The following is an 18,331-nucleotide window of genomic DNA, read 5'->3' on the forward strand; positions in this document are numbered from 1 at the left end:
GGTTGTGAAATCGTTGTGCGGATTTCATAGTTGAAAATGCCTGCGCAGGGTACTGACACAACGGGCGCGCTGGTTGCATAATGGCGTGATGAATTCGTCGACCGGCGTCAAACCTTGAACGTTTTAACCTACTGCTGGATAATAGGCGTATGATTAGGGCGTATCACCTGATGGCCCTGAGTTGGGAGTAGAAAATATTATGAGCGACGATATAGCACTGCCGCTGCAATTTACCGATGCGGCGGCGAACAAGGTGAAAAACCTGATTGCCGATGAAGAAAATCCCGAGCTGAAACTGCGGGTTTATATTACCGGGGGCGGCTGCAGCGGCTTCCAGTACGGCTTTACGTTTGACGATCAAATCAACGAAGGCGATATGACCATCGAGAAGCAGGGCGTGGCCCTGGTGGTCGATCCGATGAGCCTGCAATATCTGGTGGGCGGCTCGGTCGATTATACCGAAGGTCTGGAAGGTTCGCGTTTTATCGTCACCAACCCCAACGCCAAAACCACCTGCGGCTGCGGTTCCTCTTTCAGTATCTGATCGCCAGAAAAAACCATAAGGCCCGTGCCGTCGCTCACACCGCGCGGGTTTTTGCCTTCTGGCGTTACCGCGCCGCTTTACGGACTTAACCACGCACCCGCAATCAGACGTGCCGGCGGCTAATCGTCGTTTTTCAATTCGGCCAACTGGCGGCAAATTTGCTGCGCCGCCAGCAATAAACGCGGCCCGCTGCGGTTAAACCAATCTTCATTGACCGCAATAACCGGCACGGATAACTGCGGCTGCCAGAATTGCCGCGTATTGGCGATGGCGGCGGGGGGGGCGCTGATAATAATCACCTGCGGTTTGCGCGTCAGCACCTGTTCGCGGCTGACCTGCGGCCACGGCACCGGGCTGTCGCTGAAAATATTCCGCGCGCCGCACAGTGAGACGACCTGGCTCTGCAAGGTGCCTTGCGCCGAGGTGAACAGCGGCTGGGAACCAAACTGGATAAAAACCCGCCGGGGCTTATTGCTGGCGTAGCGCTGCCGCAGCTGCGCGATTTGCCGGCGCAGGGCGGCGGCGCTCTGCCGCGCCTGTTCGGGATGCGCACTGTACGGCGCCAGGGTTATCAATGCGCCGGGAATATCGTCAAGGGTTTTAGGGTCCAGATAAACCACGGGAATGCCGAAATTGATCAGCTGTTCCAGCGGCCTCTGCGGGTTGCCTTCGCGCCAGGCCAGAATAAGATCGGGCTTTAGCGCCAGGATCCGCTCAAGGTTAATGCCCTGCCAGGAGGCCACCTGCTCCAGCTTCCGCGCCTGCGGGGGATAGTCGGACCAACTGCTGACCGCCGCCAGCTGCGTCTCCATCCCGGCGGTGTACGCCAGTTCGGTGGCGTGCGGCGCCAGGCTTATCACCCGCTGCGGCGCCGCGTGGGCCGCGGCGGCCAGCGAGAGCAGCAAAAGCCCGAGCAGGCGACGGAGGACGCGCATGATCAGCGGCGCTCGGCCAGCGCCTGCAACATGGTTTCCACCATGCGGGTGGATTGCTCGGCGGCGACCGTCAGAAACTCATCAAAGCTGAGATGGGATTCCTGGTCGGCGACGTCGGAAATGGCCCGCACGATAACGAAAGGCACGGCGAACTGATGGCAGACGTGGGCAATGGCCGTCGCCTCCATCTCTACCGCTATCGCCTGAGGAAAGGTGCGGCGGATGCGCGCCAAAGGTTCCGCGCCGTTGATAAACGCGTCGCCGCTGACCACCAGGCCGCGCACCGCATGCAGCTGAAGTTTGGCAATGGCGTCCTGCGCCAGCGTAATCAGCCCCTCGTCGGCGATAAACGCCGCCGGGCAGCCCGCCATCTGGCCCGGCTCATAGCCAAAGGCGGTGACGTCGGCGTCGTGATAGCGCACTTCGTCGGAAATCACAATATCGCCGACCTTCAGCGTCGCGGCCAGCCCGCCGGCCGAGCCGGTGTTAATCACCACGTCCGGCCGGCTGTGCTCCAGCAATAACGTGGTTCCCAGCGCCGCGGAGACTTTACCGATACCGGACTTCAATAACGCGACTTCGACGCCGTTTAACCGGCCGCTGTAGATTTCACAGCCGGCGCGTTGTATGGTCTGACGGTTTTCTATCCGATCGCGAAGCAGGGTAACTTCTTGTTCCATAGCTCCGATAATGCCGACTTTCATAGGGGTTCCCCACAAATTTTGTGATAAATAGCATGAGTATAGCGTCGGCTAGTCTATCATGGCTTACGGGGTTAAATGGAGACGGTTATGCAGCGGCACTCAATGGAGGATCCTATGTCCGGTATCGATTTCGCCAAAAAGATGAGCTTTCAGCGTCCTCTTAGCCAGCCGATTAGCGCGGAGGATGACTATTCGATTGTGCGCCAGTTTGAAAGCGATCGCGGACGCATCATCAATTCGGCCGCCATTCGCCGCCTGCAGCAAAAAACCCAGGTTTTCCCGCTGGAACGCAACGCCGCGGTGCGTTCGCGCCTGACCCACTCCATGGAAGTGCAGCAGGTCGGGCGCTATATCGCCAAAGATATCCTGGAGCGCCTGCGACGGGATGATCGTCTGGAGGAGCTGGGACTGGCCCAGTGGCAAACCCCGTTCGAAAGCATGGTGGAAATGGCCTGCCTGATGCATGACATCGGCAATCCCCCTTTTGGTCATTTCGGCGAGTCGGCGATCAACAACTGGTTCGGGGCGTTAATGGACGTCGCCTATCAGGGCGAGGGCGATGGACGCCAGGATCGGTGCCGCGTTGAGGCGCTGCGCCTGCGCGACGATGGGCTGGACGAACTGCGCAGCCGCATCCGTCAGGACCTGAGCTACTTTGAAGGAAATGCGCAGGCCATTCGTCTGGTGCATACCCTGCTTAAGCTGAACCTGACCTACGGGCAGGTTGGCTGCATCCTGAAATACACCCGGCCGGCCTACTGGCGCGGAGCCGTACCCGCGCAGTACGACTACCTGATGAAAAAACCCGGCTACTACCTGGCCGAGGAGGAGTTCGTCACCACGCTGCGCGACGCGTTATCGATGGGGGAATTTCATCGCCATCCGCTTACCTACATTATGGAAGCGGCGGACGATATCTCTTACTGCGTTGCCGATCTGGAAGATGCGGTAGAGAAAGATATTCTCACCGTCGAACAGCTTTACGACCGTTTACATCAGAGCTGGGGCGAGGTGCTGCCGGGAGACCTATTCAGCAAGACCGTCGGCCGCGCTTTCGAAAACCAGAATCGTCACCCGTGGCGCAGCACCAGCGATCAATTCTTTATGAATCTTCGCGTAAATACCGTGGCCAAACTGGTGCCGCACGCTTCGCAGCGCTTTATTGATAACCTGCCGGAAATCTATAACGGGGCGTTTAATCAGGCGCTGCTGGAAGATGAAAGCGCGCAGAACCGGTTATTGAAAATATTTAAAAATGTCGCCTTGAAGCACGTATTCAATCATCACGAGGTTGAGCAACTGGAGCTTCAGGGCTACCGGGTTATCCGCGGGCTGCTGGATATTTATAGTCCGCTGCTGGAGCTGGCGTATCAGGACTTCAGCCGACTGGTAACAGAAGGAACGCATAAACGCTATCCTATCGAAACGCGCCTGTATCATAAATTATCCAGCAAACACTGCTTGGCGTATCGGGAGGCGGTGGAGAACCTGCAACGCTTATCTTCCGCCGAGCAGGAGATTCGCGAGTATTATTATCGCGCCCGGTTAATTCAGGATTACATCAGCGGTATGACCGACCTGTATGCCTATGATGAATACCGCAGGCTGATGGCCGCGGAATAATCACTTTTGTAAATAGCGACAATATTTTCTTACGCTTCATCATCTTCCATTGATGAACTTTATTGGTTCATATTTATCTCATCCAGCACGACCTGAGCATAAAGGCCGTGAAACTTGCCCATTGTTACTATGAGATATATTCCCCATGAAAAGAAAATCATTAGTTCTAAGCGCGCTGACGTTAAGCCTGGCGATGGCGATGGGGCCGATCGGAGCGTATGCGGCAGAGACGGCTTCCTCTTCACCTTCACCGACCACGCTTCCCAGCCTGGCGCCGATGCTGGAAAAAGTCATGCCTTCGGTCGTCAGTATTTTTGTGGAAGGGCATACCAACGTCGCCAAAGAGAACATCCCTCAGCAGCTACAGCCTTTCTTTGGCGAAGACTCGCCGTTCTGTCAGGACGGCTCGCCGTTTCAGCAATCTCCCATTTGTCAGAATGGGGAGAGCGACGATGAGGGGCAGCCTTCCCGCCAGCAGGATTTTCAGGCGCTGGGCGCCGGGGTGGTCATCAATGCCGAAAAAGGCTACGTGGTCACCAATAACCACGTGGTGGATAACGCCGATAAAATTCAGGTGCGCCTCAACGACGGCCGTAAATATGACGCCAAAGTGATCGGCAAAGATCCCCGTTCCGACGTGGCGCTGGTGCAACTGCAAAATTTCAACAACCTGACGGCCATCCGCCTGGCCGATTCCGACCAGCTGCGCGTCGGCGATTACACCGTCGCCATCGGTAACCCGTACGGGCTGGGGGAGACGGCGACCTCCGGGATTGTATCGGCGTTGGGGCGCAGCGGATTGAATATTGAAAACTATGAAAACTTTATTCAGACCGACGCGGCCATCAACCGGGGAAACTCCGGCGGCGCGCTGGTTAACCTGAATGGCGAGCTGATCGGGTTAAACACCGCGATCCTGGCTCCTGACGGCGGCAATATCGGCATCGGTTTCGCCATTCCCAGTAATATGGTGAAAAGCCTGGTGGCGCAGATCGTCGAGTTCGGTGAGGTAAAACGCGGCGAGCTGGGCATTACCGGTACCGAGCTGAATTCGGAACTGGCGCAGGCGATGAAGGTGGATGCGCAGCGCGGCGCTTTTGTCAGCCAGGTTCGGCCGAAATCGTCCGCGGCCGAGGCGGGCATTAAAGCCGGCGACGTGATTGTGACGCTGAACGGCAAAGCGATCGGCAGTTTTGCGGCGTTGCGGGCGCAGGTGGGGTCGTTGCCGGTGGGCAGCAAGGTGTCGCTGGGACTGTTGCGCGACGGCAAACCGCTAACGGTGAATGTGACGTTGCAGCAAAGCAGTCAGGCGCAGGTGGCGTCCGGCAACCTCTATTCCGGTATCGAAGGCGCCGAATTAAGCAATATCCAGGTGGATGGCCAAAAGGGCGTCAAGGTCGATAACGTCAAGGCGGATTCCGCGGCGGCGCGCATTGGCTTGAAAAAGGATGACATCATCCTTGGCGTGAACCAGCAGCCGATACAGAATCTTGGCGAACTGCGCAAGATCCTGGAAAGCAAGCCCGCGGTGCTGGCGCTGCATATTCGTCGCGGCGACAGCAATATTTATCTGCTCTCCCAATAATCCCGTTCCATCAAAGCCGGGTGGCTCGCACCCGGCTGTCCCCTCTCAACTATTCCGCCCGAGTTTTGTGAGGTCTTCCACAGTTTCAACTGAATCCCCCATTCTTTGTTAATTTGCACAATGTACGGCGCGGGACGTGCCGCTATGCTGGTGCAATTGTCAGTGTTCCCGCTCAGAGGTAGAAATGGCGTCGTACCACCTTAATGCCAAAATGGCGCAGGATATCGTCGCGCGAACCATGCAGATTATTGATAGTAATATCAACGTGATGGATGCTCGCGGCAAGATCATCGGCAGTGGCGATCAGGAGCGGTTGGGGGAATTGCATGAAGGCGCGCTGCTGGTGCTTTCGCAGGGAAGGGTGGTCGATATTGACGAGGCGGTGGCGCGCCATCTGCACGGCGTTCGTCCTGGGATCAACCTGCCGCTGCATATTGACGGTGAAATCGTCGGGGTGATCGGTCTGACCGGCAACCCCGGACAGTTGCGTCAGTACGGCGAGCTGGTGTGCATGACGGCGGAAATGATGCTTGAGCAGGCGAGGCTGCTGCATATGCTGGCGCAGGATAGCCGCCTGCGCGAAGAGCTGGTGCTTAATCTGATTCGTACTGACGATCTTTCTCCCGCGCTGATGGAGTGGGCGCAGCGTTTGGGCATCGATGTTAATCAGCCGCGCGTCGTGGCCGTGGTTGAGGTCGATAGCGGACAGCTTGGCGTAGACAGCGCGATGGCGGAGCTACAGCAGTTGCAGACGCTGCTGACCACGCCGGAGCGCGACAATCTGATCGCCATTGTTTCCCTGACGGAAATGGTGGTATTGAAGCCGGCGTTAAACAGCCACGGCCGCTGGGATGCGGAAGAGCATCGCCGCCGCGTGGATGGTCTGCTGTCGCGCATGACGGAAAGCAGCCGCCTGCGGGTGCGGCTGGCGCTGGGAAACTATTTTACCGGCCCCGGCAGCATTGCCCGTTCTTACCGTACCGCCCGCACCACCATGAGCGTCGGCAAACAGCGGATGCCGGCGCAACGCTGCTATTATTATCAGGATCTGATGCTGCCGGTATTGCTGGACAGCCTGCGCGGAGGCTGGCAGGCGAATGAACTGGTGCGTCCGTTGGCGAAGCTTAAGGCCATGGACGGTAACGGCCTGCTGCGCCGCACGCTGCATGCCTGGTTCCGCAATAATGTGCAGCCCGGCGTAACGGCAAAGGCGCTGTTTATCCATCGCAACACGCTGGAGTACCGCCTTAACCGTATCTCTGAGCTCACCGGACTGGATCTGGGAAATTTCGACGATCGTCTGCTGCTATATGTCGCCCTGCAATTGGATGAGGAAAAATAGCTATTGCAACATTGCCGCAAAAATATCGTTCCGGCGAATATCATTTACTTAGATTGAAAACTATTTCATATCGGCTAACAATATAACGCGATAGTATAAATTATCGCGAAACAGTATTTTTGCCACTTTCCCATATCCTCTATTGTCACTTTCGTGCCGTCGGTCTGATGCCTGAGCGTACGCCGCGCCAATCAGTCGCATTCATCGTTATTTTTTGAATCTAACTGTCGGAAATGATAACGCATTAACCCGTTATCCTGGGCGCTATAGCGTTCCGGGCGGGAATAAATACTGTCAAATTTTAGGGAGTGATAATAATGTCAATACGTCGTCTGGGACTATCTGTTGCTACGGCAGCGCTGTTGTTTTCCGGCGTTGCTTCCGCAGCGACCGAGCTATTGAACGTATCTTACGATCCGACCCGCGAACTCTATCAACAATATAACGCCGCTTTTATCAAGCATTGGAAAGAGACCGCGGGTGAAGATATCACCATCAAAAACTCCCACGGCGGCTCCGGCAAGCAGGCGCGTTCGGTGATTGACGGCCTGCAGGCTGATGTCGTGACGCTGGCGCTGGCCGGGGATATCGATGCGCTTAATCTGAATCAGCAAATTATCGACCCGAAGTGGCAGGCTCGCTTGCCCGACAATAGTACGCCTTATACCTCCACCATCGTTTTTCTGGTGAGAAAGGGCAATCCGAAGCAGATTAAAGACTGGAACGACCTGGTTAAACCAGGCGTCGAAGTGATTACGCCAAATCCGAAGACTTCCGGCGGCGCCCGCTGGAACTTCCTGGCCGCCTGGGCGTATGCCAAGGCTCAGCCCGGCGGTAATGATGAAACGGCGCTGAAGTTTGTCACCGATCTGTATCGCAATGCCCCGGTGCTGGATACCGGCGCCCGCGGCTCGACGATCAGCTTTGTGCAGCGCCAACTGGGCGATGTTCTGCTGGCCTGGGAAAACGAAGCCTACCTCTCTTTGAAAGAGCAGGGCGGCGATCAGCTGGAAATCGTTACTCCGTCGCTGTCTATTCTGGCCGAACCCCCGGTGGCGGTGGTTGACAAGGTGGTGGAGCGTAAAGGAACGCGGAAACAGGCGGAAGCCTATCTGCAATACCTCTACAGCGACGAGGCGCAACGGATTATCGGTAAGAACTTCTACCGTCCGCGCAATGAAAAGATTGCCGAAGAATTTAAAGATCAGTTCGCCTCGGTGAAGCTGGTAACGATTGACGGCGACTTCGGCGGCTGGAAAGCCGCGCAGGACAGGTTCTTCAAAGATGGCACGGTATTTGACAAAATATTCCAAGAGATCAATAAATAATTAACAGTCTTTCTGGTACTCTTTCAGGCCGCTGTCTATGCAGCGGCTTTATCTCGTCGGCAATTATTTGATTCGCCTGGATCTCTGAGTATGACTATTTAAAGGCACAGTATGTCACAACGTTCCTCCTCGGTAATTCCCGGTTTCGGATTAACTTTGGGTTTCAGCCTGAGTTACTTAGGGTTGATAGTACTCATCCCTTTGGCCGGTATGTTTCTTTACGCCAGCCAACTGACCCTGGAACAATTCTGGGATCTCATTACCAGTCGGCAGGTGCTTTTCTCGCTCCAGCTCTCTTTTGGCACGGCGCTGGCCGCCGCGTTTATCAATGGTATTTTGGGAACGCTGCTGGCGTGGGTGTTGGTCCGTTACACCTTTCCCGGCCGCAAGGTCATTGATGCGATGATCGATATGCCGTTCGCGCTGCCGACGGCGGTCGCGGGGATTGCGCTGACGGCCCTATACGCGCCGAACGGCCTGATTGGTTCGCTGTTTCCGTTTAAAATCGCCTACACCGGCATCGGCATCACGCTGGCGTTGATTTTTGTCACCCTGCCTTTTGTCGTCAGGACATTGCAGCCCGTTCTTGCCGATATTCCGAAAGAAATCGAGGAAGCCGCGGCCTGTCTTGGTGCACGTCCGCTGCAGGTATTCCGCCATGTGTTGATTCCCACCCTGCTTCCCGCCTGGCTGACCGGCTTTGCCCTGGCGTTTGCCCGCGGCGTGGGGGAGTACGGTTCAGTGGTGTTTATCGCGGGGAATATTCCTTTTAAAACTGAAATTCTGCCTCTGCTGATCGTCTCGAAGCTCGACCAGTATGATTACAAAGGCGCGACCGGGATTGGCGTGTTTATGCTGCTGGTTTCTTTCATTATGTTGCTGTTGATTAATTTATTGCAGCGCCGCATCCAACCGAAACTGTAAGGCATGTCGTGATGGATCAAGTTATTTCCGCTCAGCCCCGTGCAACAAAATCCAAGAAGCACCCGGCGACCTACTATATTTTGGTTTCGCTGGCGTGGATCGTCTTTTTCCTGATTCTGGTTTTGCCGCTGTTTATGGTGGTGACGCAGGGGCTGGATAGAGGCGTCGCCGCATTCTGGGATGCCATCACCGAACCCGATGCGGTCTCCGCGCTGAAGCTGACGCTGCTGGCAACGGTGATTTCCGTGCCGCTCAATGTCCTCTTCGGCCTTGCCACCGCCTGGAGCGTGACGAAATTCGAATTCCGCGGCAAAAGTTTTCTGCTGGCGTTAATCGATTTGCCTTTCTCCGTCTCGCCGGTGGTCGCCGGTTTGGTCTATGTCCTGCTGTTTGGGGCGCAAAGTAAGCTGTATCCGTTTCTGACCGCCCATAATCTGGAAGTCGTTTATGCGGTGCCGGGGATTGTGCTGGCGACGATTTTCGTCACGCTGCCGTACGTGGCCCGCGAACTGATCCCGTTGATGGAGCAGCAGGGGTCGCAGGAAGAAGAGGCCGCCAGGCTGTTGGGCGCCAATGGCTGGCAGATGTTCTGGCATATCACGCTGCCTAACGTGAAGTGGGCGCTGATTTACGGCGTAGTGCTGTGTACCGCCAGGGCGATGGGGGAATTCGGCGCCGTCTCGGTTATTTCCGGCCATATCCGCGGGTTGACCAACACGCTGCCGCTGCATATCGAAATTCTTTATAACGAATACAATATCGTCGCTGCTTTTAGCGTCGCCATACTGCTGTTGGTGATGTCGCTGGTCGTGCTGCTGTTGCGCCAGTGGAGTGAGAGCCGCCTGACGAAGCAACTAGAGAAACAACAGGAGTTGACCAAAAATGAGCATTGAGATCCGCAATATTAATAAACAATTTGGTCAGTTCCAGGCTCTGAATCAAATCAATCTGGCCATTCAGAGCGGCGAACTGGTGGCTCTGCTGGGGCCGTCCGGGTGCGGTAAAACAACATTATTGCGTATTATCGCCGGTCTGGAGCAGCCGGATAGCGGCAGCATTATTTTTCATGGCGAGGATGTCTCCGTTCACGATGTGCGTCAGCGCAATGTGGGGTTTGTGTTCCAGCACTACGCCTTGTTCCGCCACATGACGGTATTTGACAACGTGGCGTTCGGGCTGCGGATGAAGCCGAAAAGCACCCGCCCGTCGAAACGCGATATTGAGAAAAAAGTCCATGAACTGCTGCGCCTGGTGCAGCTGGAGTGGCTGGCGGATCGCTATCCCGAGCAATTGTCCGGCGGTCAGCGTCAGCGTATCGCCCTTGCCAGGGCGCTGATTGTCGAGCCCAGCATTCTGTTGCTGGACGAACCCTTCGGCGCGCTGGATGCCAAAGTGCGCAAGGAGCTGCGTCGCTGGTTGTCCCGCCTGCATGAGGATATCAATCTGACGTCGGTGTTTGTTACCCACGATCAGGAAGAGGCGATGGAAGTCGCCGATCGTATCGTACTGATGAATAAAGGCGTTATTGAACAGATTGGTTCGCCTGATGAAGTCTATAATCATCCGGCCAGTGAATTTGTTTATCACTTCCTGGGGGACAGCAACCTGCTGAAGATTGAGCAGACTGACGAAACCATTCTGTTCCGTCCCCATGAAGTGGCTTTGTCCGTTGAGGCGCAGGATGGCTATCAGCCGGTCATCGTACGCGATATCCGTCCGCTGGGCGCGTTGACCCGCCTGTCATTGAAGATTGGCAATCAACAGGAGCTGATAGAAGCCGAAGTGGCGAAAGACGATCTCAGTTTGCATGGCTTGCAAAAAGGGGATGTTATCCAGTTCAAACCCAAGCGTTATAACCACGACTGGGAAATCTGACGCTTTCGCGGATAAACCCTTCACCGTATAAAACCCATAAAAAACGCTCTTATCAGGGCGTTTTTTGTTGAAACGGACAAAATCAATTATTAGGCGAGATGGAAGAATATCGGGTAACGACGATATGCAGTATGCCGCGGGCGGCGGCGAGCCTGCTACGAATCATGTCTGACGCCGTTCAGGTGTTGGTGAGTATGGCATCAAAAGCAGAAAGAATTTCACCCCGGGATAAAATGGCACTACACACAAAATCCATTTTATGAATTTTTCTGGCTTCGAGAAATGTCATCGCGGGAGTAAATACGTAATAGTCCCCACCATTAACATTCACGATAGGGGTTATTCTTTTTTGATTCAGGGTGAGGTTATGCTTTGAAACCAGGGGAACAATCAATCTTGTCGATAAATCATCGAAATAATCGTGCTGAATGACCAGATAATACGGCCATAGCTGGTTTGATTTTGCCGATGGATTGCGGTAGATATCAAACTGTGACATTAAATGCCGCCGAAAAAGTCATCATCCGTGAGCATTCCGGCCTTTTCCATAAACATATTCATGGCCTGCATATCCTGCTTTTCTTTTTCCCGCTCGTTTTTTCGGGCCTCTATTGCCTGTGCCAGAAGCTGATCCAGCGTTGCCGACAGGTTCATATCCATGCTGCGGGCCGCTTCAACCAATGAAGCCGTCAGATATACATTGGTGCTTCTTTTGGCGCCATGGCGGGGGACGATTGCGGTTTTCATCATGTGGTATCCTCTGCGCAAGGGTATGCGCAGAGTATGTGCCAGCGGTGTTGAAAAAGCAATCTCAGCACCCGCACGACTCGTGCAACATGGTAATTTTGAATGAATGTACTTCAGAAAGGAAAACTTTGCGGATATTGGTGGGTCGTGCAGGATTCGAACCTGCGACCAATTGATTAAAAGTCAACTGCTCTACCAACTGAGCTAACGACCCGCAGAAGTGGTGGGTGATGACGGGATCGAACCGCCGACCCCCTCCTTGTAAGGGAGGTGCTCTCCCAGCTGAGCTAATCACCCACTTCTGAACTTCATTTCCAGCAAGAAGACAGCTGGTATGAGATTGGTGGGTGATGACGGGATCGAACCGCCGACCCCCTCCTTGTAAGGGAGGTGCTCTCCCAGCTGAGCTAATCACCCAATCTCGATTCTTCTTGCTTCACACAGCGCGTCACTCTAAGAGTGGTGGGTGATGACGGGATCGAACCGCCGACCCCCTCCTTGTAAGGGAGGTGCTCTCCCAGCTGAGCTAATCACCCTCGCTGTGTGGAGTCGCATTATAGGGATAGTTGAAAGTGAGTCAACGCTTTTTAAAAGTAAAACGGCCGTTCGTTGTAAAATTAGGCAAGGCGTCCTATTTCTGCGCGTCGGCGATGCTTCCTTGGTCAGCTCGGGGCGTAATAAACCAGGGCGCGGCACGTTACGGCGTTGAGGAATCGGGGCAGAATGATAGAATGTCGCCACTTTATATTATTTTGAACTTATGTCGGTATACGCCGACAGCCGTTGCGTAAAAAGGCTGTAATCCCAAATGAAAATCAAAACCCGTTTCGCGCCCAGTCCAACTGGCTATCTTCACGTCGGCGGCGCCCGCACCGCGCTTTATTCCTGGCTGTTTGCCCGTCATCATGGCGGCGAGTTCGTTTTGCGTATTGAAGATACCGACCTGGAGCGTTCTACCCAGGAAGCGATTGATGCCATTATGGACGGCATGAACTGGCTGCATCTTGATTGGGATGAGGGTCCGTATTATCAGACCAAGCGCTTTGACCGCTATAACGCCGTTATTGACCAGATGCTGGAAAACGGTACCGCCTATAAATGTTATTGCTCGAAAGAACGTCTGGAAGCGCTGCGCGAAAAGCAGATGGCGAACGGCGAGAAGCCGCGTTATGACGGCCACTGCCGCGATTCCCATCACCATCACGCCGATGACGAGCCTCACGTGGTGCGTTTTCTGAATCCGCAGCAAGGCTCGGTGATCTTTAACGACAGCATTCGCGGTCCGATTGAGTTCAGCAATCAGGAGCTTGACGATCTGATCATCCGCCGTACCGACGGTTCGCCGACCTATAACTTCTGCGTGGTGATCGACGACTGGGACATGGAAATTACCCACGTGATCCGTGGCGAAGACCATATCAACAATACGCCGCGCCAGATTAATATCCTGAAGGCGTTGGGCGCGCCGGTGCCGGAATATGCCCACGTATCGATGATTCTGGGGGATGACGGCAAGAAACTCTCCAAACGGCACGGCGCCGTGGGCGTGATGCAGTATCGCGATGATGGCTATCTGCCGGAAGCGCTGCTGAACTATCTGGTGCGTTTAGGGTGGTCGTACGGCGATCAGGAAATTTTCTCGGTGGAAGAGATGAAAAATCTGTTTTCACTGGATGCGGTCAGCAAATCGGCGAGCGCCTTCAATACCGAAAAACTGCAGTGGCTGAATCATCACTATATCAATCACCTGCCGCCGGAATACGTCGCCACCCATTTGTCATGGCATATCGAGCAGGCGGGTATCGACACCCGCACCGGGCCGCAGCTGAGCGAACTGGTTACCCTGCTGGGCGAGCGCTGCAAGACCCTGAAAGAGATTGCGGCTTCCTGCCGTTATTTCTATGAAGACTTTGAACAGTTCGATGCCGATGCGGCGAAGAAACACCTGCGTCCGGTGGCGCGTCAGCCGCTGGAGCTGGTGCGCGCCAAGCTGGCGGCCATCACCGACTGGACGGCTGAAAATATTCATCAGGCGATTCAGGGAACCGCCGATGAATTGGGCCAGGGCATGGGTAAGGTCGGTATGCCGCTGCGCGTGGCCGTAACCGGCGCAGGGCAGTCTCCCGGCGTGGATGTGACGGTACAGGCTGTCGGTCAGCAGCGAGCGCTGGCGCGGATTGATAAGGCGCTGGCGTTTATCGCCGAACGTGAAGCGCAGCAGTAATCGCTGACGCTATTCGCTTAACGCAAGCCCGGCAAACCCGCCGGGCTTTTTTCATCCGGAAGCGGGCGTCGTTACTGGCCGGCGATAATAACCGCCCTGGCGATGGCGTCCGGAATAACGTCGCCGTGGTTTTTGCCGGCAAACAGGATAAACCGCGCATTGGCGCCCTGATCTTGTAACCGGGCGGCCAGCGTTCGCGCTTTGGTCACCATTTGCCGCCGGCTGTGACGCTCCTCCCGTCTGGCGTCGGCGGGCCGTCCTGCCGTCGCTTTTTCCGGCGCGTCCTCGTATTCGCCCACGCTCAGGGTAATGGACTGCGGCGGCGCGTCGAGCAGCGGCGTTTTTGCCGGGATAACCACGTCATCGCCCCACCAGATAGAGGGGCTTGCCGCCACATAGCGCTGAAAAGACGCGCTATGGTTAAACAGCGCGTAAAGGGTAAACAGACCGCCGAAAGAGTGGCCGGCGAGGGTCTGTTTTTGCCTGTTAACCCGATAACGCGCCTCCACCCAGGGTTTCACGCCGCTTTGCAGGAACTGATAAAAGGCTTCGGCTTCCCCGCCCTTGTCAAAATGGGGATCGGCGATGGTGGTCGGCGGGGTGTAATCCCGCGTTCGGGCCGGCACATCGTACGCCCGATCGCCCTGGTAGCCGACGGCGACGATCAGCGGTGCCGCTCCGTTTTCCGTTTTATAGCTGTTCACCGCGAAAGGAAACTGCGCATTGCCGTCCAGCAGATAAAGAACGGGATAACCTTCCGCCGGCGGCGCCTGACGCGGAAGCGCAATAAAAAGTCGGTACCGGCGGCCTTTATCACTCTCCATGTCGAACTGGCGGATATCGAAATGATCTCCGGCCTGTTCGGTGATGGGAGCGATGTCCGGCTGTGCTCTGGCAGGCAAGATGCCGGCCATCATCAGGGTAAATGCAATCATCGGCAAATAGCGCATGGGACAGGTTGGGTAAATGGATGAACGTAATACTATCAGATGATAATAAAACGCCTTATCGTTGACAGCTTTTTTATGCTATTTACCTGACGCGCCGCGCTTTCGCCATCCTGAACCACCGGTCGAGGCCGATATGTTATCGATTATGAGCGCGTTTGGCGTCTTTTTCAGCGGTTGGCGCCATAAAAGGATTTAGCCGTTGACACTGCCAATCGGGTCTCATATTATGCGACCCGTTCGCACAGATACGGTCTGTAAGATACGGGGCTATAGCTCAGCTGGGAGAGCGCTTGCATGGCATGCAAGAGGTCAGCGGTTCGATCCCGCTTAGCTCCACCAAACAATCCCTCTGTTTGGTTTTATATCGCGAACACGCCACTTGATGTGGGGCTATAGCTCAGCTGGGAGAGCGCTTGCATGGCATGCAAGAGGTCAGCGGTTCGATCCCGCTTAGCTCCACCAAATCACTCCCTCTCCCTGTTATATCATTCCCTGGTCTGTTATCGTTTTTCAATGCCTTGATATTGCTGCCTCCAGCGGCTGAAGGCAGTGTTTCTTTACTGATTCTCCGGCAGGCGCGGCGTCCAGTCTATCGGGGCAAGACCTTGCTGTTCCAGGAGCCGGTTAGCCTGGGAAAAATGCTTACATCCCAGAAAGCCGCGATGGGCTGACAGCGGGGAAGGGTGCGGCGCTTTCAGAACGTGATGGCGCTGGCGGTCAATAATGCTGCCTTTTTTCTGGGCGTGCGATCCCCACAGCAAAAAGACAATGCCTTCGCGATTTTCATTCAATGCCGCAATAACGCGGTCGGTAAAGGTTTCCCAGCCCAGATTGGCGTGTGAGTGCGCCTGGCCGGCCTCAACGGTCAACACCGTATTCAGCAGCATCACCCCTTGCTCGGCCCAGCTTTGCAGGAAGCCGTGCCGCGGGATTTCAAAGCCCGGTATATCATTAGCCAGTTCTTTATAAATATTGACCAGCGACGGTGGTGCGGGCACGCCAGGGCGAACGGAAAAAGAGAGCCCATGGGCCTGGTTGGGGCCGTGGTAGGGATCCTGGCCGAGGATAACCACCTTGACCTGATGAAGCTCGGTAAAGCGGAAAGCGTTAAAGACATCTTTCTGCGGCGGGTAAATGATTTTTCCCGCCGCGCGTTCTGTACCGACGAATTTAAGCGTATTAATAAAGTAGGGCTGTAGCTTTTCTTGTGCCAGAACGTCATGCCAGGTTAGGGAAGTTGCCATTATGCACTCTCTGTCCGTAGGGTGAGTTTTGTTGCCGGTAGCTTACCGTTCAATTGCGCCGAGGTAAAATCGTAACCATGGCGAAAGCAGCGCGACGCAGGGATGATTTTGAAAAAAAATTGAAAATTTACAAAATTATTTGCAATAATGATGGCTGATAAATTTGATGTAAAACAATAAATTGCCCTGACTGGTTGTTTTTGGTGGTTGTTAAAATTGATTTAAGTCAAGGAATGCCCGCCACTGTGCTGGTATATAGGGACTCAGGTAGAATTAGTTTTATTCAAACGTTAAAAACTAACGGCAGTTTGTTACTGATACCAATTTTTAATTAAGACGATAAACACGCCGTTTTACGGAGGCAATAATGGTTACTGGTATTCAAATCACCAAAGCAAACGACAGCGCGCTGATCAATTCTTTCTGGTTGCTGGATGAAGAAAAATCTCAGGCACGTTGTGTTTGTGCAAAATCCGTTTATAGCGAAGATCAAATCGTGCCGGTAAGCGATCTGGGCCAGATTGAATATCGTGAAGTTCCGCTGGAAATCAAACCGGAAGTGCGCGTGGAAGGCGGTCAGCATCTGAATGTCAACGTGCTGCGTCGTGAAACGCTGGAAGATGCCGTTCAGCATCCGGAAAAATACCCGCAGTTGACTATCCGCGTTTCCGGTTATGCGGTGCGTTTCAACTCGTTGACGCCGGAACAGCAGCGTGACGTGATCACCCGTACTTTTACCGAAAGTCTGTAACTCGTTTTATTCGAGAGCGTGACGTAAATACAAAAGGGAGCCGAAGCTCCCTTTGAGGTAGCTGACAAAGTCGCCTGTAAGTCGGCGATACCCGGGCCTACCGTACCGAGGGGCGCTCCGGCGGCTTACGCCGCTACGGCCCCTCGCCGCGCTCTCCCTAATAACGAGCTTTGTCAATGGTCTGAAAAGGGAGCCGAAGCTCCCTTTTTGCATTCCAGCGCGTTATTCGCCAGACTCACCCGCTTTGGGAACCGGCTGACGGCGTTTGCCGATGTTTTTGCTGTCCCGGTGACGTACCTTCACCTTGACCTTCTCTTTTTCTTTCTCTTTCTTTTCTTTCCGCTTGGCCAATACTTTTTTGGAGGGCTTGCCGGTGGTTTTGGCGCTGGGCGCTTTGGTGGCCGGGCGAAGCTCCTCGATAACCCGCGCTTTCAGCGGTTCATTCAGATAACGGCTGATTTTCCCCAGCAGCAGGTGATCGTGCGCTTCGACGAAAGAGATCGCGCAGCCTTTGCGCCCCGCGCGACCGGTACGGCCGATGCGATGGAGATAGGTATCGGCGGTACGCGGAAGGTCGAAATTGAACACGTGGCTGACATCATTGATGTCGATGCCGCGTGCGGCGACGTCGGTCGCCACCAACACGTTCACCCGCCCGTCGCTCAGGCGTTTGATCGCTTCGTTACGCTTGGCCTGTACCATTTCGCCTTCAAGATAACAGGCGGTAATGCCGACTTCCCGTAACCAGGCCACCAGTTCATGCACTCGTTCGCGCTTGCGCACGAAAACGATTGAGCGGGTAACGTCCGCTTGTTTCAACTGGTGGCAGAGCAGGGCGGTTTTGTGTTTGATATCGTCGGCGCGGTAGTACCATTGCAGAATTTTTTTCCGCTCGCGGCGTGAGGGATCGGCTTCAACTTCGACCGGATCGTTCAGCAAACGCTCGGCAAAGTCTTTAATCGCCTCGCCTTCCAGCGTCGCGGAGAACAGCAGTGTCTGTTTGCGCCAGCGGGTTTCACCGGCGATATGCTCGATATCCTGCGCGAAGCCCATATCCAGCATGCGATCCGCTTCATCCAGGATCAGCGTTTCTACCGCCCGGCAGTCAAAATTCTCTTCTTTGATATATTGCAGCAGACGACCGGTGGTCGCCACCACCACATCCTGATTTTCACTGAACACTTCGGCGTGGTTCATGTAGGCCACGCCGCCGGTAATGGTGGCGATATCCAGGTGGGTGTGGGCGGCCATGATGCGCGCCTGATCGGCGACCTGCATGGCGAGTTCTCGCGTCGGCGTTAAGATCAGAATACGAGGCGGCCCGGATTTTTTACGAGGAAAATCTAACAGATGCTGCAAGACCGGCAGCAGATAGGCGGCGGTTTTGCCGGTGCCGGTCGGCGCTGAGCCCAGCACATCGCGGCCGTCCATTGCCGGCGGAATGGCCGCCAACTGGATAGCCGTCGGGCGTTCATAACCCATATCGCGCAGGGCGTCTAACAGGCTGTCATCAAGATCTAACTCGGAAAAAGTTGTTGCTGTCATGGTCTACCTC

The 18,331-nt window shown here is 55.0% G+C and carries 17 protein-coding genes and 6 tRNA genes; 12 read left to right on the forward strand and 11 right to left on the reverse strand.

The features are described 5' to 3' along the window. Positions 1-199 precede the first annotated feature (199 nt). Positions 200-544, forward strand: a complete 345-nt coding sequence (gene erpA / locus MFP24_RS02530) for an iron-sulfur cluster insertion protein ErpA (RefSeq protein WP_136168110.1) — start codon at positions 200-202, stop codon at positions 542-544. Positions 545-663: 119 nt separating this feature from the next. Here the strand turns inward: erpA and btuF are convergent, their stop codons facing one another. Both btuF and mtnN read right to left on the reverse strand, forming a co-directional pair. Then, the gene (gene btuF / locus MFP24_RS02535) at positions 664-1,479 is read right to left on the reverse strand and encodes a vitamin B12 ABC transporter substrate-binding protein BtuF (protein WP_407061968.1); all 816 of its coding nucleotides are present in this window, start codon (positions 1,477-1,479) and stop codon (positions 664-666) included. Positions 1,480-1,481: 2 nt separating this feature from the next. Further along, positions 1,482-2,183 carry a 5'-methylthioadenosine/S-adenosylhomocysteine nucleosidase gene (gene mtnN, locus MFP24_RS02540; RefSeq protein WP_249229022.1) on the reverse strand — a complete coding sequence of 234 codons (702 nt, stop codon included), beginning with the start codon at positions 2,181-2,183 and terminating at the stop codon, positions 1,482-1,484. A gap of 114 nt (positions 2,184-2,297) precedes the next feature. Here mtnN and dgt point away from each other — a divergent pair, with 114 nt between their 5' ends. The 7 genes from dgt (at position 2,298) to MFP24_RS02575 (ending at position 10,860) form a co-directional block, all read left to right on the forward strand. Then, the gene (gene dgt, locus MFP24_RS02545; protein ID WP_249229021.1) at positions 2,298-3,806 is read left to right on the forward strand and encodes a dGTPase; all 1,509 of its coding nucleotides are present in this window, start codon (positions 2,298-2,300) and stop codon (positions 3,804-3,806) included. A gap of 145 nt (positions 3,807-3,951) precedes the next feature. Continuing rightward, the gene (gene degP, locus MFP24_RS02550) at positions 3,952-5,391 is read left to right on the forward strand and encodes a serine endoprotease DegP (RefSeq protein ID WP_249229020.1); all 1,440 of its coding nucleotides are present in this window, start codon (positions 3,952-3,954) and stop codon (positions 5,389-5,391) included. 184 nt (positions 5,392-5,575) lie between these two features. Further along, complete coding sequence (locus tag MFP24_RS02555) at positions 5,576-6,733, forward strand: CdaR family transcriptional regulator (protein WP_249229019.1); 1,158 nt, start codon at positions 5,576-5,578, stop codon at positions 6,731-6,733. A gap of 317 nt (positions 6,734-7,050) precedes the next feature. After that, positions 7,051-8,061 carry a sulfate ABC transporter substrate-binding protein gene (locus tag MFP24_RS02560; RefSeq protein WP_249229018.1) on the forward strand — a complete coding sequence of 337 codons (1,011 nt, stop codon included), beginning with the start codon at positions 7,051-7,053 and terminating at the stop codon, positions 8,059-8,061. 111 nt (positions 8,062-8,172) lie between these two features. Further along, on the forward strand, positions 8,173-8,985 hold the full coding sequence (gene cysT, locus MFP24_RS02565; RefSeq protein WP_249229017.1) for a sulfate ABC transporter permease subunit CysT: 813 nt from the start codon (positions 8,173-8,175) through the stop codon (positions 8,983-8,985). 11 nt (positions 8,986-8,996) lie between these two features. Further along, positions 8,997-9,878 carry a sulfate ABC transporter permease subunit CysW gene (gene cysW / locus MFP24_RS02570; RefSeq protein WP_009111818.1) on the forward strand — a complete coding sequence of 294 codons (882 nt, stop codon included), beginning with the start codon at positions 8,997-8,999 and terminating at the stop codon, positions 9,876-9,878. Beyond that, the gene (locus tag MFP24_RS02575; RefSeq protein ID WP_249229016.1) at positions 9,868-10,860 is read left to right on the forward strand and encodes a sulfate/molybdate ABC transporter ATP-binding protein; all 993 of its coding nucleotides are present in this window, start codon (positions 9,868-9,870) and stop codon (positions 10,858-10,860) included. Before cysW ends, MFP24_RS02575 begins: the two co-directional genes overlap by 11 nt. Before the next feature lie 178 nt (positions 10,861-11,038). On the opposite strand, the gene MFP24_RS02580 is transcribed toward MFP24_RS02575, so the two are convergent. From MFP24_RS02580 to MFP24_RS02605, 6 genes are all read right to left on the reverse strand, one after another. Further along, positions 11,039-11,359, reverse strand: a complete 321-nt coding sequence (locus MFP24_RS02580) for a CcdB family protein (protein WP_249229015.1) — start codon at positions 11,357-11,359, stop codon at positions 11,039-11,041. Further along, positions 11,359-11,607 (reverse strand): type II toxin-antitoxin system CcdA family antitoxin, encoded by a 249-nt coding sequence (locus tag MFP24_RS02585; protein ID WP_249229059.1) that lies wholly within the window; start codon positions 11,605-11,607, stop codon positions 11,359-11,361. The genes MFP24_RS02580 and MFP24_RS02585 overlap by 1 nt, the downstream gene beginning before the upstream one ends. 138 nt (positions 11,608-11,745) lie before the next feature. Continuing rightward, a tRNA-Lys gene (locus MFP24_RS02590) sits at positions 11,746-11,821 on the reverse strand. A 7-nt stretch (positions 11,822-11,828) separates the two neighbouring features. After that, positions 11,829-11,904 (reverse strand) — tRNA-Val (locus MFP24_RS02595). A 44-nt stretch (positions 11,905-11,948) separates the two neighbouring features. Further along, a tRNA-Val gene (locus tag MFP24_RS02600) sits at positions 11,949-12,024 on the reverse strand. A 43-nt stretch (positions 12,025-12,067) separates the two neighbouring features. Beyond that, a tRNA-Val gene (locus MFP24_RS02605) sits at positions 12,068-12,143 on the reverse strand. Between the two features lie 272 nt (positions 12,144-12,415). Here MFP24_RS02605 and gltX point away from each other — a divergent pair. Then, complete coding sequence (gene gltX, locus MFP24_RS02610) at positions 12,416-13,831, forward strand: glutamate--tRNA ligase (protein ID WP_249229014.1); 1,416 nt, start codon at positions 12,416-12,418, stop codon at positions 13,829-13,831. 71 nt (positions 13,832-13,902) lie between these two features. Here gltX and MFP24_RS02615 read toward each other — a convergent pair whose 3' ends face one another. Further along, the gene (locus tag MFP24_RS02615; protein WP_249229013.1) at positions 13,903-14,766 is read right to left on the reverse strand and encodes an alpha/beta hydrolase; all 864 of its coding nucleotides are present in this window, start codon (positions 14,764-14,766) and stop codon (positions 13,903-13,905) included. A gap of 278 nt (positions 14,767-15,044) precedes the next feature. On the opposite strand from MFP24_RS02615, the gene MFP24_RS02620 reads away from it, so the two are divergent. Beyond that, positions 15,045-15,120, forward strand: a tRNA-Ala gene (locus tag MFP24_RS02620). Between the two features lie 47 nt (positions 15,121-15,167). Then, positions 15,168-15,243: transfer RNA gene (locus MFP24_RS02625), tRNA-Ala, on the forward strand. Positions 15,244-15,338: 95 nt separating this feature from the next. Here the strand turns inward: MFP24_RS02625 and ung are convergent. Further along, positions 15,339-16,025: a uracil-DNA glycosylase gene (gene ung / locus MFP24_RS02630; RefSeq protein WP_249229012.1), complete on the reverse strand. Its 687-nt coding sequence runs from the start codon at positions 16,023-16,025 to the stop codon at positions 15,339-15,341. A 367-nt stretch (positions 16,026-16,392) separates the two neighbouring features. On the opposite strand from ung, the gene grcA reads away from it, so the two are divergent. Beyond that, on the forward strand, positions 16,393-16,776 hold the full coding sequence (gene grcA / locus MFP24_RS02635) for an autonomous glycyl radical cofactor GrcA (protein ID WP_009111825.1): 384 nt from the start codon (positions 16,393-16,395) through the stop codon (positions 16,774-16,776). Positions 16,777-16,998: 222 nt separating this feature from the next. Here the strand turns inward: grcA and srmB are convergent, their stop codons facing one another. Next, positions 16,999-18,321: an ATP-dependent RNA helicase SrmB gene (gene srmB, locus MFP24_RS02640; protein WP_249229011.1), complete on the reverse strand. Its 1,323-nt coding sequence runs from the start codon at positions 18,319-18,321 to the stop codon at positions 16,999-17,001. Positions 18,322-18,331 lie beyond the last annotated feature (10 nt).

It is taken from the genome of Brenneria tiliae (genome assembly GCF_023347575.1).
Lineage (GTDB): Bacteria > Pseudomonadota > Gammaproteobacteria > Enterobacterales > Enterobacteriaceae > Brenneria > Brenneria corticis.